The 25,296-nt window shown below is 46.1% G+C and carries 20 protein-coding genes; 9 read left to right on the top strand and 11 right to left on the bottom strand.

Annotated elements, in window-relative coordinates; all coding sequences use genetic code 11:
• Nucleotides 1-178 precede the first annotated feature (178 nt).
• On the bottom strand, nucleotides 179-406 hold the full coding sequence (locus B7982_RS07390; RefSeq protein WP_088660187.1) for a hypothetical protein: 228 nt from the start codon (nucleotides 404-406) through the stop codon (nucleotides 179-181).
• Nucleotides 407-455: 49 nt separating this feature from the next.
• On the opposite strand from B7982_RS07390, the gene B7982_RS07395 reads away from it, so the two are divergent.
• The 4 genes from B7982_RS07395 (at nucleotide 456) to B7982_RS07410 (ending at nucleotide 4,491) form a co-directional block, all read left to right on the top strand.
• Nucleotides 456-1,556 (top strand): polysaccharide lyase, encoded by a 1,101-nt coding sequence (locus B7982_RS07395; protein ID WP_233138431.1) that lies wholly within the window; start codon nucleotides 456-458, stop codon nucleotides 1,554-1,556.
• Between the two features lie 303 nt (nucleotides 1,557-1,859).
• Nucleotides 1,860-3,206, top strand: coding sequence for an AAA family ATPase (locus B7982_RS07400; protein ID WP_088660188.1), 1,347 nt, complete (start codon nucleotides 1,860-1,862; stop codon nucleotides 3,204-3,206).
• Complete coding sequence (locus B7982_RS07405; protein ID WP_088660189.1) at nucleotides 3,193-3,876, top strand: hypothetical protein; 684 nt, start codon at nucleotides 3,193-3,195, stop codon at nucleotides 3,874-3,876. Before B7982_RS07400 ends, B7982_RS07405 begins: the two co-directional genes overlap by 14 nt.
• A 9-nt stretch (nucleotides 3,877-3,885) precedes the next feature.
• Nucleotides 3,886-4,491, top strand: a complete 606-nt coding sequence (locus B7982_RS07410; protein ID WP_088660190.1) for a nuclease-related domain-containing protein — start codon at nucleotides 3,886-3,888, stop codon at nucleotides 4,489-4,491.
• Between the two features lie 183 nt (nucleotides 4,492-4,674).
• Here the strand turns inward: B7982_RS07410 and B7982_RS07420 are convergent, their stop codons facing one another.
• Both B7982_RS07420 and B7982_RS07425 read right to left on the bottom strand, forming a co-directional pair.
• Entirely contained in the window at nucleotides 4,675-5,370 is a 696-nt protein-coding gene (locus B7982_RS07420) for a M48 family metallopeptidase (RefSeq protein ID WP_088660191.1), read from the bottom strand.
• Entirely contained in the window at nucleotides 5,370-8,513 is a 3,144-nt protein-coding gene (locus B7982_RS07425) for a type I restriction endonuclease subunit R (protein ID WP_088660192.1), read from the bottom strand. Before B7982_RS07425 ends, B7982_RS07420 begins: the two co-directional genes overlap by 1 nt.
• A gap of 185 nt (nucleotides 8,514-8,698) precedes the next feature.
• Between B7982_RS07425 and B7982_RS07430 the strand changes: the two genes are divergently transcribed.
• Nucleotides 8,699-9,277 (top strand): hypothetical protein, encoded by a 579-nt coding sequence (locus tag B7982_RS07430; protein ID WP_198953242.1) that lies wholly within the window; start codon nucleotides 8,699-8,701, stop codon nucleotides 9,275-9,277.
• The gene (locus B7982_RS07435; RefSeq protein ID WP_158212982.1) at nucleotides 9,267-10,139 is read left to right on the top strand and encodes a nucleotidyl transferase AbiEii/AbiGii toxin family protein; all 873 of its coding nucleotides are present in this window, start codon (nucleotides 9,267-9,269) and stop codon (nucleotides 10,137-10,139) included. Before B7982_RS07430 ends, B7982_RS07435 begins: the two co-directional genes overlap by 11 nt.
• A gap of 202 nt (nucleotides 10,140-10,341) precedes the next feature.
• Here B7982_RS07435 and B7982_RS07440 read toward each other — a convergent pair whose 3' ends face one another.
• The 6 genes from B7982_RS07440 to B7982_RS07465 all read right to left on the bottom strand — a co-directional run bounded on the left by B7982_RS07440 (nucleotide 10,342) and on the right by B7982_RS07465 (nucleotide 20,124).
• The gene (locus tag B7982_RS07440; protein WP_088660194.1) at nucleotides 10,342-12,324 is read right to left on the bottom strand and encodes a RecQ family ATP-dependent DNA helicase; all 1,983 of its coding nucleotides are present in this window, start codon (nucleotides 12,322-12,324) and stop codon (nucleotides 10,342-10,344) included.
• The gene (locus tag B7982_RS07445) at nucleotides 12,321-13,256 is read right to left on the bottom strand and encodes a hypothetical protein (RefSeq protein WP_088660195.1); all 936 of its coding nucleotides are present in this window, start codon (nucleotides 13,254-13,256) and stop codon (nucleotides 12,321-12,323) included. The genes B7982_RS07440 and B7982_RS07445 overlap by 4 nt, the downstream gene beginning before the upstream one ends.
• Nucleotides 13,257-13,269: 13 nt before the next feature.
• Entirely contained in the window at nucleotides 13,270-14,502 is a 1,233-nt protein-coding gene (locus B7982_RS07450) for a restriction endonuclease subunit S (RefSeq protein ID WP_088660196.1), read from the bottom strand.
• 105 nt (nucleotides 14,503-14,607) lie between these two features.
• A complete protein-coding gene (locus B7982_RS07455) occupies nucleotides 14,608-17,064 on the bottom strand; it encodes a class I SAM-dependent DNA methyltransferase (RefSeq protein WP_088660197.1) in 2,457 nt (818 codons plus the stop codon).
• 66 nt (nucleotides 17,065-17,130) lie between these two features.
• Complete coding sequence (locus B7982_RS07460; protein ID WP_088660198.1) at nucleotides 17,131-18,174, bottom strand: type I restriction enzyme HsdR N-terminal domain-containing protein; 1,044 nt, start codon at nucleotides 18,172-18,174, stop codon at nucleotides 17,131-17,133.
• 228 nt (nucleotides 18,175-18,402) lie between these two features.
• The gene (locus tag B7982_RS07465) at nucleotides 18,403-20,124 is read right to left on the bottom strand and encodes a hypothetical protein (RefSeq protein ID WP_088660317.1); all 1,722 of its coding nucleotides are present in this window, start codon (nucleotides 20,122-20,124) and stop codon (nucleotides 18,403-18,405) included.
• A 151-nt stretch (nucleotides 20,125-20,275) separates the two neighbouring features.
• On the opposite strand from B7982_RS07465, the gene B7982_RS07470 reads away from it, so the two are divergent.
• Both B7982_RS07470 and B7982_RS07475 read left to right on the top strand, forming a co-directional pair.
• A complete protein-coding gene (locus B7982_RS07470) occupies nucleotides 20,276-21,466 on the top strand; it encodes an SGNH/GDSL hydrolase family protein (protein WP_088660199.1) in 1,191 nt (396 codons plus the stop codon).
• 38 nt (nucleotides 21,467-21,504) lie between these two features.
• The gene (locus B7982_RS07475) at nucleotides 21,505-22,521 is read left to right on the top strand and encodes a hypothetical protein (RefSeq protein ID WP_144065932.1); all 1,017 of its coding nucleotides are present in this window, start codon (nucleotides 21,505-21,507) and stop codon (nucleotides 22,519-22,521) included.
• Nucleotides 22,522-22,640: 119 nt separating this feature from the next.
• Here the strand turns inward: B7982_RS07475 and B7982_RS07480 are convergent, their stop codons facing one another.
• A complete protein-coding gene (locus tag B7982_RS07480) occupies nucleotides 22,641-23,210 on the bottom strand; it encodes a hypothetical protein (protein WP_088660201.1) in 570 nt (189 codons plus the stop codon).
• A gap of 29 nt (nucleotides 23,211-23,239) precedes the next feature.
• Here B7982_RS07480 and murJ point away from each other — a divergent pair, with 29 nt between their 5' ends.
• Entirely contained in the window at nucleotides 23,240-24,832 is a 1,593-nt protein-coding gene (gene murJ / locus B7982_RS07485; protein ID WP_088660202.1) for a murein biosynthesis integral membrane protein MurJ, read from the top strand.
• 62 nt (nucleotides 24,833-24,894) lie between these two features.
• Here the strand turns inward: murJ and B7982_RS07490 are convergent, their stop codons facing one another.
• Entirely contained in the window at nucleotides 24,895-25,275 is a 381-nt protein-coding gene (locus tag B7982_RS07490; protein WP_088660318.1) for a hypothetical protein, read from the bottom strand.
• Between the last annotated feature and the right edge of the window lie 21 nt (nucleotides 25,276-25,296).

The raw sequence follows: 25,296 nt of genomic DNA on the forward strand, positions 1-25,296 counted from the left end.
TACAGACGAAAGAAGTGTCATGTGAGAATCGCGGCCGGCAAGTGCCGCGAGACGCAAAAGCGAGAAGCGCCGCGCGTTAACGAGATGCGCGCGGATGTCATCCTGGAGGGTTCGCAGAACCCGATAGGATCCAAAAAATATCCCCCGGTTCAAACCGAGGGATTTTTTCATTTATACGTTAACGATTCCAGCCGGAATGCCCATCTCCATAGACGACACCACCACCGCCATCATCATAACCGCCCAACGACGAAGTGCTTTTCACGCCCAACCACCCGCGCATACGCTTGATACGTGCGGAAGAAGGAGTCTGGGACGAAGCGGCAGAGGCTTGCTCCGAGGAAGCAGAGTCTGCGGCAAGGTTCGTGCCAGTTTCAATGCGCTTTTCGTCAAGTAAATTGGCCATACGTTAAAAAGATAGTTTAATACCAGCCAGAAAAGATTATTTTAAAAGCATGAGCGCAAAAATTCGTAACACCTTTTCTGTGGCGATGTTCGTCATTGCGGTCGCCTCGATTGCCCCGGCCGCATTTGCACAGACGGCGGCTGACACCGTCTCGTTCGTAAACTTCGAGAACCGCGAAGTCGGCGTGTACGGCAATGCTGAGGCCAAGGAAGACTTCAAGCGCAACGATTACGACAAAAGCTGGTGGTACGCCATGGACAAGAATAATGGCGAAAACTCCAAGATCGTTTACGACGGCGAGGAACACGGCAACGTACTGCAACTCAAGTACCCCAAGGGCTGCGTAGGCCCGAACGACAACGACACGCCCGCCTGCGCTGGGCAAATCATCCAGCCCCTCGTGAAAACCGCCGACACCATGTGGAGCGCCTACGACATATTTTTTGAAGACGGATTCGAGTTCCAGCTGGGCGGCAAGCTCCCCGGCCTATGCGGCGGCAAGTGCTACACCGGCAACGCCATGCCCGAAACCGGCGACGGCTGGAGTGCGCGCATCATGTGGCGCAAAGACGGCAACGCCGTGCAGCTCATCTACTTTATGGGGCAAGAGTCCGTATACGGTGACGACTTCAAGTGGGACCTGAACGGCACCATTCCGCAAAAAAAATTCACCACCGGTACCTGGCACCGCATTGTGAACAAGGTAAGCATGAATACCATTGCCTCTCCCGGCAACGGCGACAAGAACGGACGCATACAGACATGGTTTGATGGAGAACTCGCGCTGGATGTAGATACCCTCAGGCTCCGCGACTACGACACCGTGAAGGTCGACAAGTTCTACCTTTCCACATTCCACGGCGGAAGCAGCGCCGAATGGGCCCCCACCCACGACTGCTTTATCCGCTACGACAACTTCACCGTATCGACGGATTCCATCGCCGTGACGGCAAGCGCGACCACTGCGGACTCAAGCGCCCGCGATACCAGCGGCGTCGAGCGAATTTGGACGCAGGCACAAGACCGCGTCACCATCGCCCCCGTTGAAACCTACCGCATCGACGGTACTCTCGTTGGCCGCAAGAACACCCACCCCGACGCCACCACGCACCAGCTCAAGAACGGGAAACGGGTGAAGGTTGTGAGGTAGGGGTTTTTCAGGGTAGTTTTTGAGGTAGTTTTCCGTGAACCACTGAAGGTATCCAAGATTTGCAAAATCTAAAATTATTTCTAAATTTCTATACATTTTGTATCGTTTTTGTAAAATATTTTGCAAATTTACAGCGTCAGATGAATTGCGCTCTCCCCATTTCAACCCCGAATCAGACCGTCAAAAATGAAAATATCATTGACTTTCAATACATTTTGTATCATTTTTCAATAATATTTTCATAAAATTTATCTTTTTTTGATACAATTTGCTATTTTCTGTATAGAAATCGGGAATAACACTATGTCAGTCATACAGATACAGTCCATTACGCTAAACAACTTCAAAAACGTGGTCCATGGTTCCGTTGAATTCAAGAACCACGTTCTGGGCGTTTATGGTCAAAATGGTTCCGGCAAAACGGCGATTATCAATGCTCTTGAATTTTTGCAATGTCTCGCCAGAGGGGACTCCCTGAACCCGAAAGCAGCTCACTATATCTTTCGTGGGCAAAAGTCCTCCGAATGCACGTTCCTGTTCAATGTTTTTGAAAATGATGAAATAGTCAAAACACTAAGCTACACCTTTTCTGTAGAATTAAACCAAGAGAGTGGCTTGCAGGTTGTAGCAGAACAGCTAGTCGAAAAAGTTCCTGACAAAAAGCAAACGACTCTTATCAAGTATGAAAAGAACAACGAAACGCAATGGTTGACTCCGGCCGCAGACTGGAAAGCAATTACAACCAATAAAGATTACGCCATCAAGCTCGGCGTTCTTAAAGAACTCGCCGGCAAAGAAAGGCGGTCGTTTATTTTTTCAAACGACTTTTCCAAAATTGCCAGAGAGTCGCAGCTTGTCGATATTGAACGAATTAACACAATTGAGCTACTGAAACATTTTGCTAAAGAAAATCTCTTTGTCATCAGGAACAATGGCAACGGTCCTTTCAATCTTGATTTCTCATTTCCGTTCAACTTCAAACATAAGGAAAAAGAAAATCTTTCGTACGGAACTATCCAGCTGTCTCTAACTAGCCCGACTGTTACCGACAAACCGACATTCAGCATTATCAATAACACCTTCACCGAGTTAAATATCGTTCTTCAAGAAATTGTTCCCGGATTGAAGGTTGTTGTGCAAAACGAAGGTCCGCAACAGACTCCCGATGGAAAAGAAGGCGTCCGCTTCGAGTTGCTCTCCCAAAGGGATGACAATCCCGCCATTCCGCTCTTGTTTGAATCCGAGGGCATCAAAAAGATTATCTCTATCCTTAGTCTGCTCATCTCAGTTTATAACAATCCCTCGACATTCCTAGCCGTTGATGAACTGGATGCGGGTGTTTTCGAATTTCTGTTGGGTGAAATTCTCGAGATTATCGAGGAGAAGGCGAATGGCAAACTGCTGTTCACCTCACACAACCTGCGCCCCTTGGAAATGATCAAGAAGGAATCCCTAATTTTCACGACGACGAACCCCGAAAATCGTTACACACGACTTTCCGGATTACAAACGAACAACAATCCGCGCAGCGTTTATCTGAGAAGCATCAGCCTCGGCGGACAAAAAGACCCCATTTATCAGGAAACTAACCACTTCAAGATTGCCAGAGCGTTCAGAAAGGCGGGGAAAATCGTCAATGGGAAAAACTAAGAAAGTCATCTTGTTCATTGTCGAGGGGATTACCGACAAGACGGCGTTGGGTACAGTCCTTGACACTATTCTCAGCAATGAAAAGATTCACTTCGCCATCACCGAAGGGGACATCACGACGAAAGACGATGTCAACGCATCAAACGTGATTCGCCGTATCAACGAAATTGTGAAGTCCACGCAAGAAAGATACCATTTCAAGGCTTCCGACTTGTTGGAAGTCGTTCACCTGATTGATACCGATGGCGCATTTATTCCCGATGCCGCAGTCATCAATAATCCCGATGCAGCGCACGTCCAATACACGCTACAGAACATTCAAACCAATGATGTTGAAAAAATTGTAGAACGCAACCAAAAGAAGCAAAGTCTTGTAAAACTTCTCAGAAGCAAAACGGAAATCAACAAGAAACCGTACAAGATGTTCTATTTCTCGCGAAACCAGGAACACGTTTTACATAACGAAGCCAAAGAATTAACTACCAGCGAAAAGAACGCATTGGCCGACCAATTCGATGACCTGTATGGCGACGCTCCAGAAGCATTTCTTGAATTTATCAAGTCCAAGAATTTCGCAGTTCCTGGAGATTATGCAGAGACTTGGAATTTCATTGAGAATGGGACGCATTCTCTAGAAAGGTGGAGTAATTTCCATTTATATTTTGAGTAGGACTATTACATGATAACGTTTATAGTCATTCTCGGTGCAATCGTCTTTTGCATGTGGTTCTTCCAGAACCAGATTGTCGGGCACATCGGCGAGAAACACACGGCAAACAGAATCCGCGCCATCAGCAAGGGCACAGTCTTCAGGGATGTCTATGTGGAAGGGAGCCATGGCGTACAGCAAATCGACATTATCGCCGTGACCGAGAAAGGCATCCTCGTCGTAGAAAAAAAGACATACATCGGGCTGATTGTCGGCAGCGCCTACGACAAGCAATGGACGGTAATCGCGGGCTGGGGCAAAAAGAAGTACTCGATGAAGAATCCGCACCACCAGAATTACGGGCATATCATGGCCTTACGTGAAAAGTTCCCGGCACTCAAGGACAAGTTCATCGACCTCGTGATATTCGGGAACAACGCGAAACTCGGCGACAGAATCCCCGAAGGCACCATCTGCGACAGGGATTTCAAGAAGTTCTACAAAAACCTGTCGACACGAATGAACACCCAGGAAATCGAAAGCGCCGCCCGAAACATTGCCGCCCTTAACAGCGACAGGGCAAGGCTCAAGGCGATGCACAAGCAGAAAATACGAGGAAAGAGGAAAGGCTTATGACCCAAAAACTCTGGAACAAATGCAAGAAGTGCGGCTGCGACAAGCCCGAAGACACCGAGAAACTTTGCGTGCAGTGCAAGGCAAAACGGCGACAATTCTGAAGCGACCTCAAGAAAGTCGGCGGAGTAGCCGCTGGCGCGTTGCTGGTGGTGATTGCTGGCGGGAAGATGAGGAAGAGGTAATCTATTTCATTGGCATGAGCACGAAATCATTGAGTTCCTTGCGGACTTCTTGCCAGAAGGGCATGTACTTGTCGAGCAGCGCGATGTAGTCTTTGTTGTGGTGGCGAACTTTCAGGTGCAGGAGTTCGTGCAGTATCACGTAATCCAGACAGCGGATGGGCGTATGCGCCAAATGCAAATTAAACCAGAGTTTCCCTACAGGGTTGCAACTGCCCCATTTGTTTTGCATAATTTTTGTCTGCCAGCCGTTGCACTTTAGGTGCGTTTTCTTTTCCCATGCGGGCAAGCGTTTTTCAATTTCGGCGACAAGCATTTCACGGAGTTTTTCGTTCACGTAGTTTTCGCGCTGTTGTGCGGTACTTGCTTCGCGAACAGTCAGAACCACATTTTGCCCGTCTATTACAAATCCATTTATGCGGTCATGTTCTACACGCAAATAATACTGGCGTCCAAAAATAAATATGGATTCACCGGAAACATATTCACGTTCGCTCAAGCGCGCCTGATTTGCAAATTTTTCTTGTTGGCGCTTAATCCAGGCAACCTTGGTGCGCACAAAAATCTTGATGGATTCGTCAGAAAGGTTCAGCGGTGCAGAAATTCGCACAGCGCCATCGGGCGGCATCACCGAGAGGTGAATGTTCTTGATATCTTTTTTTGTAACGGCAACTGTAATGCCCGACACTTGCATCCGCATTAGAACTCACTCTGCTTGCTGATGAGTTCATAGACGCGGTCAACTTCTGCATCATCGTCCAAGACCTCGGAAAGAGCGCGCTTAATCTTGTTGATTTTCACCGGGCTGTTGCGGAAATCGGCCTGCATGCTACTCATGACGGCGTTGTAAATTGCATTCGTCAATTTCTCATCATTTCCACAGTTATCGTAAATTGCACGCTTTGCGGCACTTCCCTTGACGGAGACCGGATAATCTTCGCTTGCAGCCGAGGAATTCACCTTCTTGGCAAGCTCAATATAGCGTTCCAGCAACTTCTTGTATTCAATCAAGCCGTTCTTGCGCTCTTCTATCAACTGGTCAAGAATCTCTGACATTTTGTTGTAGTACGCAGGGTTGACATTTATCTGGTCAACGATTTTACGGCGGATGTTATTTTCGATTTTTTCGGCAGCGCTTTCGCGAACCTTCTTCTTGCCAGCAGTCAAATCAAACTTGCAAAGTTCAATAATATCCAGCAAGGTCGTGTCGTCAAATTCAATAATCTTTGTCGAATCGCCAGCGGCAATGTAATTGTCAATAAGGTGGCGCATGTCGGGTTCACAAGCTTTCAAATCAACAAAGTCGCCACTCGCCTGCATAATCACCTGACGCAAATTCACGTAATCATTGGTACGCTTTTCTTTTTCGTTCCATTCGGCTTCGGTATAGGGCAACGACAAAATCTGCGATTTCAACTCGGCAAACGCGCGCGCCAAACTACTCGCCAACGAATAGAATCGTTCACGCAGGCGGGCAAGTGCCTCAAATTCTTCCGGATTGTTCAACCAACTGATATTTTCGCCACAGAAAAAGTGAATGTAGTCCGACTGATCCTTAGGTAGCTTCACGTCTTCACAAAGCGTCTCAATTTCTTCAAGAATCTTGTTGAAATATCTCTCGGCTTCAGTCGCACGGTCCTTAATCAAACCATCGACGTCGCTGTCGTCGTAGCCTTCGAATGCACCCGATGTGTATTTGTTCATACTGTCGGTCACATCGTCGAAAAGTTCCTTGTAGTCGATAATGATACCGAAGGGCTTCGTTTCGTCATCCAAACGGTTCACGCGACAAATCGCCTGGAACAAGCCGTGGTCCTGCATCTTTTTGTCGATATACAGATATGTGCAATGAGGAGCATCAAAACCAGTCAATAGCTTATCGACTACAATGAGCAGTTTCATGTTAGCCGGTTCTTCAACGAACTTGCGTTTGGCTTCTTTTTCAAAAGCTTCCACCTTCTTGTCGATGCGGGATGTATCGTCGCCTTCTTCGACTCCGACCATCTTCAGGTAAATCTGGTATTTCCTGAAAGTTTCCGTATCCTCATCGAGGCTAACCGTATCGGTACGCAAGTCGCCCGGATTCGGCGTGTAAGAAGAAATGATAGCGCATTTCTTAAAACCCAATGCCTGAAAAATTTCGTAGAAGCGGCAAGCCGTAAAAATGGAATCCGCAACAAGGATGGCGTTCCCGCGTCCTTCGGCCAAACGGGCATCCTTCGCAAAATCAAGGATGATGTCGTTTGCTATCGCTTTCAGGCGGTCGTAAGACGAATAAACCGTGCGCATATTCGCCCAACGGGCTTTCAGTTTTGCCTTCGCGACAGGCGTCATGCCACGCGTTTTCAAATCAAACCATTCATCAATCTTTTCACGAGAGCGGAGATCTTGCGGAACATCGCGACCTTCGTAACGCAAGTCGAGAATCACGTGGTCGCGCACACCTTCGTCGAATTTATACGTGTGGATGTAACTTCCGAAAACTTCCAGACTCGTCTTCTTGTCTTTCTTCAAAAGCGGCGTGCCGGTAAAGCCCACGAAAATCGCCTTAGGCATCAAAGCCGTCATCGCCTTGTGCAACTTGCCCGATTGTGTGCGGTGGCACTCATCCACGAATACAACGAAATCGCCTTTCACGCTAAAGTTCGGTGGCAGCGAATCCTTGATTTCCTTCAAGAACTTTTCGTAATCGCCGTCAGTAACTTCACCGCCACGGCGACCAAACTTGTGAACCAGCGAACAAATGATAGAACCTTCGGTAGAATTCAAGCGGTTCAGCAAATCACGACCGCTCTTGGTGCGAATAATCTTTTCTTCCACACCCTTGAACAACTGCTCTATTTGGTCGTCAAGTTCATCGCGGTCAGTGACAATCAAAATTCTGCGACTCGGATTGTTCAGCAGCAGGCGCTTGGCAAGCCAGACCATCGTGAGCGATTTGCCCGAACCCTGCGTGTGCCATACAATACCGCCCTTCTTTTGCGTGGTAATCCTGTTGTACGTGCGGTGAATTGCGTAATACTGATTGTAGCGGCAGACCTTCTTTACACCATTATCAAAAATGATAAAGTTATGAATCAAGTCTAGGAAGCGGACCTTGTTGAACAGCGAATAAAGACTCTCGAAGAGAACGCCGTCAAACGACGAACTCTTATCATCGATAATCAAATCGTTGTCGTCAAGTTCTTGCAAGCGTTCGCGGAACGCCTCTTGCTTCCAGGTCAAATACTTCTTCTCTGGCGTGGCGATTGTCCCGTAGCGGACACCCTCGCTTTCGTTTGCCGCCAGGCAATACTGAATCGTGGTAAAGAACGACTCGATGAATTCCTGCTTCTGGTTCGTCAGGTTCTGGCGAATACCATCGGCAACAGAAACGGAACTCTTCTTGAGTTCAATCACCGCAACCGCAATGCCGTTTATATAAACGACAAGATCCGGGCGCTTGGAACCGAAAGAACTGCTAACGGTCACCTCTTCGGCAATGGCAAAATGGTTGTTGGCCGGATTTTCAAAATCAATGTAATAGACGCTGATATTTTCACCATCCGCATCAGAAACAGGGTGCGAATACTTCAGCAAACTGTAAACCGTCTTGTTCGCAGAATATAAACCCTGCTGCAGGTCGCCCGCCGCATGTTGCAAATTGGCGATGGCCTTGCGTGCGACCGTTTCCGAATAGTGCTGCTGGCCCACCAAGAATGCAAACAGATCGTCATCGCGAATATTCTTGTTCGCAACTTCGCACAAATTGCCCAGGTAATCGTAATGCAATTCGTCCTTGAAGAACTTGATTACCTTCGCCTGCGTCTTGCGTTCGGGAATGTTGATATTCGGTTCGGCCATTGTCTAATTCCAATTTTACCAAAATATATATTTTCGACTACTTGGCAATGCACATTCAACAAAAGGCGACGACAGAATTGCCCGAATTTCACCAAAAACGCTCATTTTGGCCTAAAAGTGTCCGAAAGTATTAAATTTTCTACGGCATATTTGCAAAATTGCCGTAAATTTATTATATTAGGGATATGCCCAAATACGACGGAAAAGAAATTGGCAATACCGAAGGCTTCATGGTTCGCGAAAACATGAGCGCCTACCAGTATCACCAAGCCTTGCAAAAAGTCCAGTCCGGCGAACTGCTCCGCCTTCGCCCCGGAGTGTTTGCGGAGCCCGCCACGCTGGCAGATACCATGCTCGACATAGATGTTCTTGTGCCCGGCGGCGTGCTGTGCATGTATTCCGCATGGGAGCATTACGAGCTGACAACGCAAATTCCCTCCGCATTTTGCATCGCCATCCCGCGCAAACGCAAACTCGTTTTGCCCGAATTCCCTCCCGTGACGCTTTACTACTGGTCAGATCATCTGCTGGAGTTTGGAACTACGACAGCGGAGGTTCATGGTCACAAGGTGCGCGTTACCGACCTGGAACGCTCCGTCTGCGACGCCATCAAATACCGCAACAAAATCGGCTTGGATGTATGCGCCGAAATCCTGAAAGCATACCTGCATCGCACCGACAGGAACATCGCGAAACTCATAGAATATGCAAAAAAACTTAGAGTCGCCGCCACCCTGAAAACATATTTGGAAATTGGGATTTAAGATGGTTCAGGATATTGCAAAATCAGTGCGGAATCGCCTGTTAGAGCAGACAAGAAAAACGCACGGGAACTACCAGCAGGTTCTCATACGCTTCTTTCATGAACGCTTGATGTATCGGCTTGCTAAAAGCAAGCACAGGTCTTCGTTTTATTTGAAGGGCGGTTCATTACTGTTCGCTTTGAATCCTATAATTGCACGCCCGACTTTGGATGTGGACTTGCTTGGCATAAATTTCCCTTCAAAGCCAGAACTGCTCCGCTCCATGTTTGCAGATATATGTTCGCAAACGTGTCCTGAAGATGGCATTACTTTCGACATCGATTCCATTCAAGTTGAAGACATCATGAACGACAAGGAATATCTCGGACTTCATGTGAAAATACAAGCAAATCTGGATTCAATTCGCCAGTGGGTTGCCATCGACGTTGGTTTCGGAGATTCGGTTGTTGGCGTAAAAGAAATGGCATACCCCACACTTCTCGACAATTTGCCTAAAGCGAATATTTTCGTCTATTCAATTGAATCAATTGTTGCGGAAAAATTTCACGCCATGATTGCCCGCGACGAAAGCAATAGCCGGATGAAGGATTTCTTTGATGTCTATCAGATTTTGACAAATCACAAGATTGACAATCAGGTTCTTGAATCTGCCATCAAGGCGACTTTCCGCGCAAGGAAAACGAATTACACTCCCAATGCAAACCTTTTTTCTGCCAAATTCGCCCATGACGAATCAAGACTTGCACTCTGGAAAAACTTCTTGCACAAAATCAAATACACAAATCCATTGAATTTTGAAGACGTAATGAATTTGATTCGTGATAGGCTAGGAATGTACTGGACAAAAGAGATGCTGGAGTAAACATGATCATAGAATTCCCAAACTTAAGCAGCCGCTTACGACGCAGGTAAAAAGAAATAGCACGATTAAGCGGCAAAGCCAAATAAAGTAAAAGCGCATCATTCCTTTCTAGGGAATGACGCGCTTAAGTGTTATGTACCTAATATCCCTAAAATTGGCAAGGGGAGTAAGGTAATTTTACGGTTTGCCAGTTTTTTGCACTCTATATCATTTTCTTAATTTTCTCAATTAATTCAGCGGCAACGATTGACAACGATCCGCCATCATATGTTTTTTCAAGAATGATGTTCGGGGATAATTCATCATAAATTTTGGTTTTCTTATCCCAATTTTCGTCATATTCTTCAACGCCCAACATACCAACATGTTCCCAGCACAAAATTTTATCATGTGCACACCTAATGGTAAAGTCAGGAATAATGGCTTGCTTGCCAGAATAGTGTAATTCCTCTTCGTAATTAAAATGAATACCTGCATCATACAACATATTTGCAATCAAGACTTCCGACATGCTGCGAACCGGAATCCCATTTTTTGTTGTATATACCAAAGGCAAATCAAACTTATTCATTCCCAAATATTTGCCAATTTCCTGATGTATTTGGTTAGATTTTGAGCATTTTTCTAAGATCAATAATAGCAGGTCTAACAAGCCGTTTCTATAATTGATTTTTTTCTCTATTGATTCTGCGATTATATCCAAATCCGATTGTTCAATGGTATCCTTATTTTTTTTGACAATGATACATTTATCAATGGTATTGCCTATACTTGCTTGTCCATTTACAATGCTTGAATACACTAATTCAGTGAGTTTTTTGGGGGTTAGATCCTTATTTTTAAAAAGTGTAAAAACAAAATTTTGCGTACTAGTACTCTTGTATATAGCCATTAATTCAGGATTACTTATTTGTTTTAATCCGCTGAACGAAGAAAAACCTTTGCATACATATTCAATTAAACCAGCTTCAATAAAATACGGGAAACAACTTGTTAAAAGTTCATCATCTTGGAAATTTAAAGGAACGTAATCTCCATTTGTATCCGATATCGTCTTGTAGCATTTTGTCAACTCATCCGGTGTTGGGTACGAGTTCTTGATGAAAAAATTTCTTCTGATATCAATATTTTTTGCCGAATAAAGCAAATAGGCATTTGCATCTTTGCCATCTCTCGCAGAACGACCAACTTCCTGATAGTACTGCTCTAGAGATTCCGGTATCATGAAGTGGATAACTACCCTTATATCAGGGATATCTATTCCCATTCCAAACGCATTTGTCGCAAACACAACATCAATATCATTATTTTTGAATTTTTCAACAATATCCATTCTTGTTTGTGCATCCATATCACCATGGAATGCAGTAGCCTTAAATCCATGAGCAATGGCGTCCTCTGAAAGTTCCACAACGCCTCTCTTGAAGTATTTTCGATACACATATACAAGTGTTTTTTCTCCCTTATGCCTAGACAATAATCTCCATAGTTTTTCGGTCTTTGTATTTTCATCGGAGATTTTTTCCTTGACTAAGTGGATGTTTGGCCTAAAGAGAATTCTATCCTTACAAATATTGTTTTTGGAAACTTTAAAGGAATCACAAATATCTTTTATTTCATATGCATTTAAAGTAGCCGTCATGGCTAATATTTTAGGCCATTTCTCTCCAAAAACATCATTAAGGAAATTTGGGATTCGCTTGTAGAATGGTCTAAAGTTATCTCCCCATTGGCTCACGCAATGAACTTCATCTATCACAACTAAATGAATATCGTCCTTTCGTTGCTTTATGCAATATTCAAGCAAACCATCGCATGCCAACTTTTCGGGACTTGCGAATATGAATCTAGGATTAATTTTTTTGTGTGCGAAGTCTAGCATTAACTGCATTTGATTTTTCACACCGCTATGCAATGCCAAAACTTCAACACCTTCTTTCTCCAACTTACTTTTTTGTTCTTCAATTAGAGCAATCAACGGGAAAATTACTATTGCACAGCCTCCCAATTCCATTGCAGATTCCCAATAAACAGAGGATTTTCCGCCTCCTGTGGGCATTATGCAAAGTGTGCTCGTGCCCTCCACTACTTTTTTTATACACTTTTTTTGAATATCTGAGAGGGAATATTTTTGATTAGGAAAATTCCTTGAAAAGTTTTCCTGAATTTGTTCATAAGAAATCATACATAATCCTCGCTCAATCTTGATTGCAACGTCGTAATATCATATTCATTCCTTTTTGCAATATATTCAAAGAAAGAATCTACATAGGCATACCTGTATTTTTGATCTAGTTCTATTCCCAACGCATTGAAATTTTCCTTTAGTATTTTGTATGTTACCAGTGCGTAATACGAGAAAAGAGAATATGGGTAAAAGTAATTTTGAGAAATCTGGTTCTCTTGAATGTTAACCATTATAAATTCTGAATCCATTCGGCATCCAAAAGAATCTTTATCGGTCAGAAAATAAAGGGCCCAAATCGCATTACGGCTCCTACTCGGGAACCACTGCGGGTTACGCATATAAGCGATTAGACTTTTTATTCCGCCTCCAATAACTCCGGACAATGAACAATCATCGGAATCAAGCCTGCCAAGACCAACATCTTCATAAGAAGAAATGTTCAAATACTTACTTTCATTTTCTTCGCCTTTGTAATCAAAAGCAAAATTTACGATATTATTTACTTTCTCCCAAAGTTCTTTACAGTCAGCTTCATTGAACTTTATCTTGAACTTTTTTAGCCCTTTTTGCTTTGACTGTAATGTTTGTCGTATAATAGGGCACTTGTTTTTCAATGTCGTTTTTTTGAAGGTGTTTCGATCAAAAGATTCTTCTTCCATACGTTCTTTAGTAAAAATGTCATTGTATAATGGGGCTTCAGCCTCATAGACATTCTTAGCATTTTCTACTGTATGGGACGCAATATCTCTAAGCGAAAATTTAACAGAATCTAACTTTTCTATCATTTCCTGCAAATTGCCTTTACAATATTCTTCAAAAGACTCGTTTATTCGCTTTACCAATTTATCTTGAACATTCTTTATATGGTCTTGTTCAAAACAACAAGGCTCAACATTCCAGATTTCAGATCCATTTTCTTGTCTATGCATAAAGATATCTCCCTTATAAAAGTCTAATTTTTCCTGTTAATAATTGTTGCATCATGCCGGTTTTGAGGGTGCGGTATTTTGCGAGTTTGGTTTCGAGGGCCGAGATTTCGGCGTCCATGTCGCTGAGGACGTTTGCGATGGCGGTTTGTTCTTCTTTTGATGGCAATGCAATAAATAGATTTGCGAGAATCTTTAAATTCAAGCCTCCACGGCCACCATCGCCAGAAGACAATTCTCGTAATTCTTCATACCTACTATCAATATTATGATAAAGATATTCACTATTATGCGTTTTTGAAGGGAACATTGCCGCAATGGATTGGTTTGTACACAATTCAACATAGTTAATAGCGGCTGTGCCTCTTGTTTTCCCTTGACCAGCTAAACCAACCAATACACAATTTGGAGGAATTAAATGTGTGCTAGAACTATTTAGACCAAGTTCAGTTATTCTACCTGACACGTCATAAATTCTTTTGTTATTTAGTTCTCCTGAATTCATCCACCTAATATTTCCACCCCAAAAATCATCACATAAGGTTGAAGGAGTTCCTCCTGCTTGTAGCTTTGTAAAATCACCTATTTTTTTCACTTCCCAATCGGTAGGAATTTGACCGATTTCGGTTTGTTTGTAGGTGGGTTTGGCGGGGGCGAATCCGGGGAGGCGTTTCTTGCCGGTGAGGAGTTGTTGCATTGCGCCTTGTTTGATGTTTTTCTTTTTGGCGATGAGTTTTTCTAAGTTCGCGATTAGGGTGTCAACGTCGGAGAGGGCGTTTGCAATGCGTTGTTGTTCTTCAATTGTGGGTGGAAGTGGAATTTTTGATTTTACAGCTTGTGGCGCTGTTAACTGCGGAACACCAGTACTTTCAAATACAAATGGAACCCTAAAATTAATTGTCTCTGATACGAAATAACAATCAACATGTTGCTTTGGAGAAAGAACCAGCAATCTCACAATAGCGTCAAAAGCTTCTCGTCTATATTCCGCATGCCCAAGTGAACCGCGTCCCGTTATGGTGACACAATTGGCTCTATAACGCGGATTAGACGTATATCCATATAAGCCTTTATTTTCCAATGAATTTGAATATATCGGCCATTTTATTGTTCCTGATGGGTATTCTGAAAAGCTTTCCTTTTGTAAATCTCCACCTGCAGAAAAGTCAAATAATTCCCCCAATGTTTTCACTTCCCAATCGCTCGGTATCATCCCGACTTCGGTCTGTTTGAATTTCGTTTCTTTCATAAATTAAGCCCTAGATCCTTCGACTCCGTTACGCTCCGCTCAGGATGACACGAGTGGATCCTATCGCTTCGCTCCAGGATGACAATCTTTCGTCTCTTGTCTTGATCATACCTCAAATCCCATTTCTTTGAGGTGGTTCTTGACCTTGGTTTCGTAGTCGGTGACGGTTGTTTCTAGGTCGGGGAGCGTGTTTTCGTAGCGGTCGGCGAGTTCGGTCACGCGGGTTGCAATTTTGTGGCTGGTGGTGTCGTAGAGGCTCTTGATTCCTTCAAAGATGTCAAAGCTCCACTTCTGTTTTACGAGCAGGTCCTTGATTTCTTTTTCGGTGAGTTCGGCATACTTGTTCTTGACGGATTCGTCCAGCGCCTTGTTCAGTTCCTTGACAATGCCTGTCTGATTTTTCGTGGTGGTGGCAAGTTCGGTATATTTGGCGAGCACTTCGTATTCTTCGCTCTTGTTGCTTGCCTTTTGCTTTTTCAGTTCCTTCAGCTTGGCGGCAATTTTCTTTGCGTCCAGGTCTTCGCTTTCTTCCTTGGCATAGTCGGCCAGCACGCTGCCTTCGCCGCTGTTTTCTTCCACGAATTCTTCGAGCCTGGATTCGCTTTCGGCGACAACTTGCTCGGCACGCTCGATTTCGGCCTGTTCCTTGGCAAAGTAAACGCGTTCGATGACGGTCTTGGGCAAGAGTTTGCCTTCCCAGCCGATTTCCTTGGGCTCGGCCTTTTTCTTGCCGTCGTCCTTCTTGGATTCTTTCTTGAAGAGTTTCACGATTTCGGCACCGGCCATGTAGCCGTCGTACTTGAGCACGAAAACGTCGTCGCTCATGGTCTCTTGCCAGTAGGCGAGCAGCACCTGGTAAACGTCGTAAAAGTCCACGAGTTCAATGTGGCGGAATTCGTCTATCAGCGATTCCGAGAGTTCTATGATAAACTTCTTCACATCTACCGAGCCGTCGATGTTCATCAACTTCTTGGAAGACTTCTTGAGCCATGCGTCAAAGGCGTTGTCAATCTGTTCGGCGTAAGCCTTGAATTCTTCGTCGTTGAAGATTGCGCCACGGATTTCGTCTTTTTCTACCTTGAGCTGGTAATAGCCCGCACGGAATTTCTTGAAGAGTTTGCTCTTGAGGCCCGGGAAAATATCCCAGTAGCGTTTTAAGGAATCCACGTCGCCTGCGGGGATGCCGCCATTCAGATGGGCGTCGATGGACTGCTCGTCTTCGGCGTCACCACTGTCGATGTAACGCGGGATGTTCAGGTTGTAGCCGTTCTTGACCTTGATTTCTTCCATCGGGACAAAGCGCGCGTACTTGGGGTCGTCTTCGATGCGGTTCACGAAAGTCTGCACAATCTTGTGGATGTCGCGTTCGCGCAGGCGGTTCTTGGGGCCGTCTTTCACAAAGTCGTGGCTAGCATCAATCATGAATATGCCGCCGTTATTCCCTTGGCGTTCGGCTGCGTCTTCCTTATCCATCACGATGATGCAGGCGGGAATGCCCGTGCCATAGAAAAGGTTCGCAGGGAGCCCGATAATGCCCTTGATGTAGCCGCGATCGATGATGTTCTTGCGGAGGGATTCTTCGGCGTTGCCACGGAAAAGCACGCCGTGGGGCAAAATCACTGCCGCCTTGCCGGTGGGCTTGAGCGACTTGAGGATGTGCAAAAGCCAAGCGTAGTCGCCGTTCTTTTCGGGCGGGCGATCGTCATAGCCGTCGAAGCGGCCAAATTCCTGCAAGCCGTCGGTCCAGTTCTTGAGAGAGAACGGAGGATTCGCGACCACAAAGTCGAAACGTTTCAACGCACCGTTATCCAAATATTGCGGGTTCGAGAACGTGTTGCCCGACTTGATTTCGCCACTTGCCTTGTTGTGGAGAACCAGGTTCATTTTTGCAAGGCCTGCCGTTGTCGTTTCTTTTTCCTGGCCGTAAATGGCGATATCGAAAGGAGCCTCGTCGGCAGCACGAATGAGGAGCGAACCCGAACCGCATGCAGGGTCGTAAATGGTTGTGTTGCGATTCTTGATGGCCCCAAGGCCGATGACTTTCGCCAAGATGCGGCTCACTTCTGCCGGGGTGTAGAACTGCCCCTTGCTCTTGCCGCTTTCGGTGGCGAAGTTGCGCATCAGGTATTCGTAGGCGTCGCCGAGGATGTCGTCGCCGCCGGCCTTGTTGTTGCTGAAATTGAATTCTGGGCGTTCAAAGATAGACACGAGGCCGGTCAAGGTATCGACCATGTCCTTGCCGTTGCCGAATTTAGAATTGTCGAAGAACTTTGCGTTGTCGATGACGCCTGTCAAGTTGTTAGCTTCGGCGAGTTTCGCGATGGCCTTGTCCATCTTTTCGCCAATGTCCTTGTTGTTCTTGAGCGCGACGAGGTCGTCAAAACTACCGCCTGCCGGGACGTTGATATCGGCGTACTTCTGACCCTTGAACTTGTCGGTCACGTACTTCACAAAAAGGAGCGTCAGAATGTAGTCCTTGTACTGGCTTGCGTCCATGCCGCCGCGCAGTTTGTCACAAGATTCCCAGAGAGAAGAGTAGAGTTCATTCTTCTTGATAGCCATATAAAAACGCTAGGTAGAGAGGAGGTTAGATTGTTTTGTAAATATAAAAATGAAGGCGAGGGAAAATCACACTACACTCACCATCCAATGGAGCCCTAAAGCATTACCCAATCTAACCAACTTATCTTTTTTCGTATCATTATTCATATGACAGTTAACAAAATATCCATTACCAATAGGATGCGATTGACCAGGATATTTTTTGTGACGGCCTTTTTTCAATAAGCATTCCCCATCGCAAATAATATTATTATCTCGCATAACTTCAAGCACATTACTGCTGCCATACAAATCTACAGCATACCTAACAGCCTTGCATAACGTATCATTCGCTTTGGATTCTTGTATAATTTGTCCTTTGGAAAGAACAACTTTTAGACCCGTTGTTTGTCGAGGTGTGGGAGAATCATCGAAATCGAAGTCATTCGGAGGTGGAGGATTATCCGTCCCAGAATATTCTCTATAAGCCTGTTCAAAAAAAGAATTAGCACAACCAAATTTACGTACAAAATAGTCTCTGAGCAAATTTTTTATTAAATCCCCTGTGATTTCGGATTTTATTTTTTCAACAGTTTCTCTTTCTTTTTCCCTTCGTTTTTCAATATCTAATCTTTCCCTATGTTTTTCATTCACCCAATCAACAATTTTGTCCAAATCCATTTCTTGCTTTTGAAAGAAATGAACGAAAGCTAGACCATTTTCGTTGTCTTCTTCAAAAGGAATTTCTACAAAAGCCTGTTCGCAATCATCTAATTTATAATCAAAGGCATAAACATACAGCTTATCACAAACAAGAATTCCCAACCTAATTTTTTTTAGTTGATTTAAATACGAGAACAATTGCGCCTGTCCACCATTATTTCTTGAATGGCTATGCTGTTTTAATTCTATAACACAAAATTCTTCACCATTCTTTTTTAACATGACATCAATCTTTTTATCCGTCGAACCTATTCTAAGACGACGTTGCGAATCAATATCAGATTTATCAAAACCCAAATATTTACGAAGAATCATTTTCTCCCAATCATTTTGGATAATTCTTTCATCTTTAGATTGGTTTTCATGAAACAAATCGACTATTTCATTCCAAATATCTGAGTCCACCATAATTTCTTCCTTTTTTCAAAAAATACATTAAAAAACATAGAGAACAAGCATCGTTTAAAAAACGTAACCATAGTTTCTGGTGAAAAATCAACAAAAAAATTCTCCGGCTCCCTCCAAAGCCAGAGAATGAAATGTTGTACCTAGTGCCGGCGCATCTCGCGAGCAAACCCGGCGCGAATCTTGTTACACTTTTTGCATACGAACCTCTCGCGGAATCTCGCCTATCATTTACTCTACATATTTCTTAATCAGTCTTACCATCAAGTTAGCGAGTCGTTCCACCTTGTGGTCACCCACCGTCGCCTTGATGTGAGAATTTCCAATGCCGCTATCATCAGTGAGGAACACATACGTGCCGCCCGTTGCAAGGTCAAAGAATCTCAGCATAAATTCAGTATCCTTGTCAACACCGCTTGCCGCCACAGGGATCAATTTGATGCCATTTAAGGCAAAAAGCGTGATGGACTTTTGGAGACTTTCAATAACCTGATCTTCATGGTGCGCAGGCGCATCGAGAATGAGGAATGCAACGCGCGCACGGGCCGACTCATCCCAAGAAAGCTTCTTCAGCGCAGTTTCAAGCGCAGAGTGCACAGCTTCGGGGTAATCGCCGCCATCATCAGCATCCTGTTCAGCGACGTAATCCTGAATCACGGACACATTCTTGGAGAAGTCATGATGTCGAGTGAGGTAATCATCGCCCTTGTCGCGGTAGAACACGGCAGCCGTGCGCAACGGGATATTGCTTTCCGAGCTTGCATGGTCAATGATATAGCTGAGGTCCGATTTGAGGAACTTAATCTCGTCTCTCATTGAACCTGTGGCATCTACGATAAACGCAACATCGGCACTGGCTTTGGGGCGCTTCACGTTCTTGTGCATAACAACGTTCATGTTGAGTCGTTCATCGCCTTTAGACGTAACCTGAATTTGTTCCTTGATGAGCGAGCCATCGACAATCAACGTGAGATCCCTAGCCCTGACTTCATCGAACTCGCCATCCATCAGGCCAATCCAACAATAGGCACGCCCGGTATTATCTGTCTTTGTAACAAATTCAACCTTTTTGCCATTGAGGAGAATGACGGAAACGTTTGCAGCGCCTTTGCCATTTTGGTCTACCACTTTGACAGCCACAAGTTTCTTCGGGAAGAACTGCCAGTAATCGGTTTTGTCGCTGAAGTTATCGTCATTGATGATATCGTCCCAGAAATACCAATGTTCCAAATCGTTCCACTCGCCAGCGGTGAGGAGTCCCGACCTGCGTTCATTGGAATCGCCATAGCGTCTTCTAGATTTTCTAGAAGCGGGCTCGTAATCGCGCAACTCGCCACGGTCTTCGCTATCTGACATCAGATAAACTTCGCTACTCGAAGCCTTGGCAAGTTTAGAACTAGCCATCGATATAGACTTAGCCTTGACCGACGTTCTTCGAACAGAACTTCGTGAGTCCGAAAGCATTGAGGCGCTTCCACCCATCAGCCCGGCCAATGCATCACCGATTCCGCCAGAGCCTGCAACACCTTCGTTAAACCCAGCGGCGACTTTTCCGCGGCGGCCACCGAGAGTTGCTTTTCCGGTCGTGCGTATACCTTCTACCTTTTTAAGAACTTTATCTATATCCTTAGCGTACTTAGCATCCGTCGAATATGTCGAGGGCTTCGATGATGCAGCCAACAACTTCAGCGCACCGTCTGCAGGAGCTTTTCGCTCGGCCTTTACCATTGACTTTTCTCTGCGACTAGATTCAGACAATCTAGACCCGTCAACAACCATCGTAGTTGTCAAGGCAACTTCTGATTCACCAGCGCGAGAAAGTTCGTCGCCTTTGTCATCTTTTGACTTTTCGACTTTTGTTTTTTCTGTTTCTTCTGTTTTGTTTTCTTCGCCACAGTTCATGCAGAACAGGGCACTTGCTACTACTGCGATTAAAAGGAATTTGTTTTTCATGATGTCCTCCTTGTTTTCTCTCAAACTAGCACATTCAATTTTGCGAGACCAACAAATCGGCTTCGAATCTGGATAAATGTTTTTTACGTTCTGCAACGAAAAAATTTTTTCATAAAACTATGATGCACTGCTATTTACTATAATTTGGAATATGCCAGAAAAATTTTCAAAATGGGTCGCATGCTGGGGCAACGCCACATCCATCACCGATCGCAAAGAAGCTACTTACGCTAAAGACTTGACACTCCGCTATCCGATTCGCGCCTGCTTTTCAGGGAGCAAGTTGCGTTTCCATTTTTCTAACCTCACGGGCACAAACTCCGTACAAATTAGCGAAGCATACGTCGCAAAGTCCGTGCAATCCCTAGACGCTGCGCAGTCTTCAGCTACATCCGCAAACACTCAAGCATATTCTCCACGCGCAATTACTTTCGGCGGGCAAACTTCTGCCACCATCCCCGCAGGCGAAGAAATTCTGAGTGACGAGATCCCATTTGACGTGACTGCAGGCGAATCATTCGATGTGAGCCTTTACTTTGCAGATTTCACACAAATGAACGCCGGCACAGCTATCACGGGCCCGCTTTCTGGCGGCAAGTACAGCTACGGCAATTTTGCAAAGTCGGCCACACTCCCCGATGACCTCACGCGCAAAACAAACTGGATTTATTTTCTCAACACGATTGACATTTTCACTGAAGAAAAGAACTTCGCACTTGTCTGTTTTGGCGATTCCATCACGGCACAAGATTGGCCCGACTACCTCACGCTCCGTTGCGCACGAGAAGGTTTCAACAACGTTGCCATCATTCGTCGCGCTGTGAGCGGCACACGCATTCTCCGCGAATACAGTTGCATCACCTACGCCGCTTACGGTCTCAAAGGCGCTACGCGCTTCCCGATTGAAATGAATGTCGCAGGTGCCCGCACGGTCATCGTGCAACACGGCATCAACGATATCATCCACCCTGTCGGCGTCGAAGTCAACAAGTTCCGTCCGTGGAGCGATATGCCCACTGCAGACGATCTCATCAACGGTGTACGCTCGCTCTACATCACGCACGCGCGCAAACTCGGTCTCAAGATTTATAGCGGCACGCTCCTCCCGATTTACGGTTGGCGCACCTACAACGAAAATCGCGATATAATCCGCACGGCATTCAATGAATGGCTCCGCACCGCACCGGATTTCGACGGTTGCGTAGACTTCGACAAGGCTGTACGCGGTCACGACGATCCGAAAGCATTCGCAGCCGGATTCGACTCGGGCGATCACTTGCACCCGAGCGCCAAGGCGTACGAAGCGATGGCCGAATGCGTCCCCGAAGAATTGCTGAAATAAATTTGACACCTGACACGTTAATTATTTATTTTAAAAGCATGAGCTTAAAAAAATCCATTAAGCAACTTCAAAAACGGGAGCACATCACGCAAGACGAACTTTTGCGCCGTCTTGGCTGTTCCCGCAGTAGCCTTATGGAACGCAATAGCGATGATGCACAAGCCGCATTCCAACTCGCTTTCGGGAGCGATTCCGGTCGCATCTCCGAAGCCCCGTCATTCAAGAACGAAGAAGAGCTAGAAAAAATTTTAATGTGGGTTCGCAAGTTCCCCATCCGCGCATTGCAAAAGATGGGCCACATTCCCGAGAACGTCAAGGACGCAGACCTCGTTCGCGCGGTGTTCAAGTTTATGCAAATCGGGAGCATTGCCGGATTCGAAAATTATTACTGCGCCACATTGCCATCTGCAAATCCGCAGACATATGCTGCCTGGATACGTCTCGGCGAGCTCCAGGTCAAGCGCTTGGCAACGGAATTCACGCCGGACCGCAACGCCATTATTTCTAACCTGAAATTTTTGCGGACAAATACATTTTTCCACAACAAGGATATCCGCAACATCTCCCGCGAAGCGCTCCACGCTTGCGGTATCGAACTCATCGAAGTAGAACCGTTCCTCACGGCACCCACGCCCATTTGCGCTTTCTACTGGAGAGGCTCACGCCCCGTCATCCAATTCCCGACAACTAAGATGGAAGATTCCAAATTTTTGGATGCTTTGTTCCATGCAGTCGGGCACTTGCTTTTGCACGCGAAGCACACCTCGTGCCTGCAACTCGGCGCACTCTCGCAACAAGCAAAAATTTCTGAAATGCACGCGGCCCGTCCTGAAGAAATTCTCGAACTTGAAGCCGACCGTTTCGCGCAAGACATTCTCCTCTCCGAAGCCGAAGAATGCGAGCTCATCTGCTGCGGCCGTTTTAACGAACGCCGTTGCATCCAGCACTTTTCCGGCGTATTCCACGTGCGCCCAGGCATTCTTGTCGAACGCTTGCAGCAACAAGGCAAGCTCAACCGCCGCACGCTCCTGAACGATTTCAAAATCGCTGTATAAAGGAGAAGCCCGCTCGGAGGCGGGCTTGACAATTAAAAAAAATCGCGCGCATTTCGTATAAAAGAGAAGCCCGCCGGAGGCGGGCTTGACATCATAAAATCGCGAGTATTCTTCGCAAATTAGTAGTTCACAGCAAAGAAGAGGTTCCAGCTCTTGAAGCCCTTGGTAAAGTCAACCTTCGTAGCAAGGATGTTGAAACCAAAACCGGCTTCGAGCTGAACGGCAGAATTGTGGAAGAAGTTTAAACCGACTTCACCGCCCAAGCACATACCGAAAGCACCAATCCAGTCGTCAAAGAATGCGTCAACCTGGAAACCAAGACCAATACCGGCGCCGACAAACGGACTTACGATTTCATCAAGCGGAGAAAAACGTCCACCGATAAGCATATTGCCTTCAAGTTCCCAGTCCGTGCCAAATTCGGCATGCCAGTTCGAAATCGCCGTAATAGCGCCGTGGGTCGTCATTTCCCAAATGTGACCGTAGCGGATAAGCGGAAATGCCGTGACGTGATCCTTTTCAGGATTCTTCACGTCATCCTTATAGTTACTCCAGAAAGAAAGGCCAAAACCAGCCGTCTGGAAACTATAAACCGGACGTTGGAGTTTTTTCTCCGGTTCAATAGTGTCGTAGTTCTGAGCAAATGCCGCAAGGGCGAGGAAAGTAAGGAGTAAAAGTATCTTTTTCATGATAAGAAATATATAAATTTTCTGTCAACATGAATAAAGCCGCTATTATTGTTGCCGTTTCGATGCTCCTGAGCCGCGTACTCGGGATTTTCCGTGAAATGCTCCTTGCCCACGCCGCCGGCGTGTCGCTCGAAAAAAACGCCCTTGACCTCGCTTTCATGATTCCAGACATCCTGAATCACGTGGTCAGCACCGGATTTTTGTCCATTATATTTATTCCGATTTTCACGGGCTACAAAGTCGCAGGTGACGAAAAAGCAGGCTGGAAGTTCTTCAGCAACGTGCTCAACACGTTTGGGCTTGCGCTTTTGATTCTCGTGATTCCGGCGTTCATCTGGATGAAGGAACTCATCTCGCTCTTGACCGTCGATGGCGTGACGCCCGAGCTTTTGGAACGCGCAACTTATTACGGACGCATTATCCTTCCGGGGCAGATTTTCATCTTTGTCGGCAGCATCCTTGTCGCGGTTCAGCACACTCGCAAGCAGTTCCTGATTCCCTCCCTCACTGGTCTTATTTACAACATCGCCATTGTGGGCGGCGGTGCCGCAGGCCTTGCCCTCACGAATTACACCGGCAACGATTACGGTCTCGCCGGATTTGCCTGGGGCGTTCCGGTCGGCGCATTCATCGGATTTTTCGCACTCCAGATTTTTGGCGCCAAACGTGGCGGCGTCCATTATGAATTTATCATTGAACCGAAGCACCCAGATATCGCGCGCTATTTCAAGATGATGCTCCCGATGTCTCTTGGCGTGGGTTCCATGTTCGGCCTTGAATTTATCATCCGTAGCTTCGGTGCAAACTTTGGCACAAGCGGCATTTCGAGCCTCAACTACGCTTACCGCGTCATGTACACGCTCGTTGCCGTCTTTGGATTCTCGGTCAGCGTCACAAGCTACCCCGACATGGCGCGTCTCGTCAAGGAAGGCGACTTCCCACAACTCAACCGCAAAATCTGGAAAAGCCTCTCGCGCATGTTCTGCATTTTGATTCCGGCAGTTGTCGCCGTGTGGGCTTTGAGCTTCCCGGCCGTGCGCATCCTCTTTGAACGTGGCGCATTCCACCGCGAAACGACCGAAGCGATTTCTGAAATTCTCCGCTGGTACTTGCCCGTGAGCCTTGGGCTTTGCCTGCAGGCGGTTCTCGTCCGCAGCTTCTACGCTTGCGAACGCATGTGGGTCCCGACACTTTTGAACACCGGCATTTTTGCAGCGACCATCCCGGCCTACATTTTGCTTGGCGCCCCAGAAGTGGGGCTTGGCATCAAGAGCGTCCCGATTATTGGCGCTACAGGCGCCATCCTGCAAGTGATTTCGATGATTTTCATGTGGGCTAAAAAGAACGGCACCGACGGCATGAAAGAAGCGCTTTTCAACATGGCACGCGCGCTTATCGCATTTGGCATCATGATTGCAGCCGCAGTCGGCCTTGATCACATTTCTGGAGACTTTGTCCGCAATTCAGGATTTGTAACGCTCGTCGTTTACGCCTGCGCTGCAGGAATCGCGCTCTTTACGCTCACGCTCATCATCCAGCGTTACCTCGGCAGTAAAGACGCGAAGGACATCCTGAACGAGCTTTTAGGAAAGGTTCTCCGCAAGCTGCATTTGGCTCATTAATTTTCTCCATCCTTGTACCACATAAAAAGGAGATTCCCGATTAAATCGGGAATGACATCATACTATAATCTACCGCCGTATTCATTATCTCTCTCCGGCGGTAAAATATCTTCTGGCAAGGGCTCTGCTCTTGCCATATTGTCATCTTGAAATCCGTTGAACATCCACTTGAAAAATCCAACGGTCCCGCCGAGAATAGCTCCAATGGCAAAACCTCCGGCTGCAGCCGCAAGGCCTGTCACGCCAAGCCTTTCAATATCTTTGTTGGAATGGTCTTCGTCATCTAATGAGCCCGCCACACACATTACAGCAAAGCCCGGCCCCGCTAACGTCGCCCCCGTATTCGCAGCATAGCGGATTATAGGGTTCGGGTTCCGGCTCACAGCGCAGCCCACAAGGCTAAGCGCAAGTAACATGCAAATGGTAACTTTCAACAAACTCATGACCTTAATATAAAGCAAGCT

The sequence above is a fragment of the Fibrobacter sp. UWB2 genome (genome assembly GCF_002210425.1).
Lineage (GTDB): Bacteria > Fibrobacterota > Fibrobacteria > Fibrobacterales > Fibrobacteraceae > Fibrobacter > Fibrobacter elongatus.

What these genes read in the sequence shown, in the direction of transcription:
- B7982_RS07390 (WP_088660187.1), bottom strand. Translation starts at nt 406, where the DNA reads ATGGCCAATTTACTTGACGAAAAGCGCATTGAAACTGGCACGAACCTT.
- B7982_RS07395 (WP_233138431.1), top strand. Translation starts at nt 456, where the DNA reads ATGAGCGCAAAAATTCGTAACACCTTTTCTGTGGCGATGTTCGTCATT.
- B7982_RS07400 (WP_088660188.1), top strand. Translation starts at nt 1,860, where the DNA reads ATGTCAGTCATACAGATACAGTCCATTACGCTAAACAACTTCAAAAAC.
- B7982_RS07405 (WP_088660189.1), top strand. Translation starts at nt 3,193, where the DNA reads ATGGGAAAAACTAAGAAAGTCATCTTGTTCATTGTCGAGGGGATTACC.
- B7982_RS07410 (WP_088660190.1), top strand. Translation starts at nt 3,886, where the DNA reads ATGATAACGTTTATAGTCATTCTCGGTGCAATCGTCTTTTGCATGTGG.
- B7982_RS07420 (WP_088660191.1), bottom strand. Translation starts at nt 5,370, where the DNA reads ATGCGGATGCAAGTGTCGGGCATTACAGTTGCCGTTACAAAAAAAGAT.
- B7982_RS07425 (WP_088660192.1), bottom strand. Translation starts at nt 8,513, where the DNA reads ATGGCCGAACCGAATATCAACATTCCCGAACGCAAGACGCAGGCGAAG.
- B7982_RS07430 (WP_198953242.1), top strand. Translation starts at nt 8,699, where the DNA reads ATGCCCAAATACGACGGAAAAGAAATTGGCAATACCGAAGGCTTCATG.
- B7982_RS07440 (WP_088660194.1), bottom strand. Translation starts at nt 12,324, where the DNA reads ATGATTTCTTATGAACAAATTCAGGAAAACTTTTCAAGGAATTTTCCT.
- B7982_RS07445 (WP_088660195.1), bottom strand. Translation starts at nt 13,256, where the DNA reads ATGCATAGACAAGAAAATGGATCTGAAATCTGGAATGTTGAGCCTTGT.
- B7982_RS07450 (WP_088660196.1), bottom strand. Translation starts at nt 14,502, where the DNA reads ATGAAAGAAACGAAATTCAAACAGACCGAAGTCGGGATGATACCGAGC.
- B7982_RS07455 (WP_088660197.1), bottom strand. Translation starts at nt 17,064, where the DNA reads ATGGCTATCAAGAAGAATGAACTCTACTCTTCTCTCTGGGAATCTTGT.
- B7982_RS07460 (WP_088660198.1), bottom strand. Translation starts at nt 18,174, where the DNA reads ATGGTGGACTCAGATATTTGGAATGAAATAGTCGATTTGTTTCATGAA.
- B7982_RS07465 (WP_088660317.1), bottom strand. Translation starts at nt 20,124, where the DNA reads ATGAAAAACAAATTCCTTTTAATCGCAGTAGTAGCAAGTGCCCTGTTC.
- B7982_RS07470 (WP_088660199.1), top strand. Translation starts at nt 20,276, where the DNA reads ATGCCAGAAAAATTTTCAAAATGGGTCGCATGCTGGGGCAACGCCACA.
- B7982_RS07475 (WP_144065932.1), top strand. Translation starts at nt 21,505, where the DNA reads ATGAGCTTAAAAAAATCCATTAAGCAACTTCAAAAACGGGAGCACATC.
- B7982_RS07480 (WP_088660201.1), bottom strand. Translation starts at nt 23,210, where the DNA reads ATGAAAAAGATACTTTTACTCCTTACTTTCCTCGCCCTTGCGGCATTT.
- murJ (WP_088660202.1), top strand. Translation starts at nt 23,240, where the DNA reads ATGAATAAAGCCGCTATTATTGTTGCCGTTTCGATGCTCCTGAGCCGC.
- B7982_RS07490 (WP_088660318.1), bottom strand. Translation starts at nt 25,275, where the DNA reads ATGAGTTTGTTGAAAGTTACCATTTGCATGTTACTTGCGCTTAGCCTT.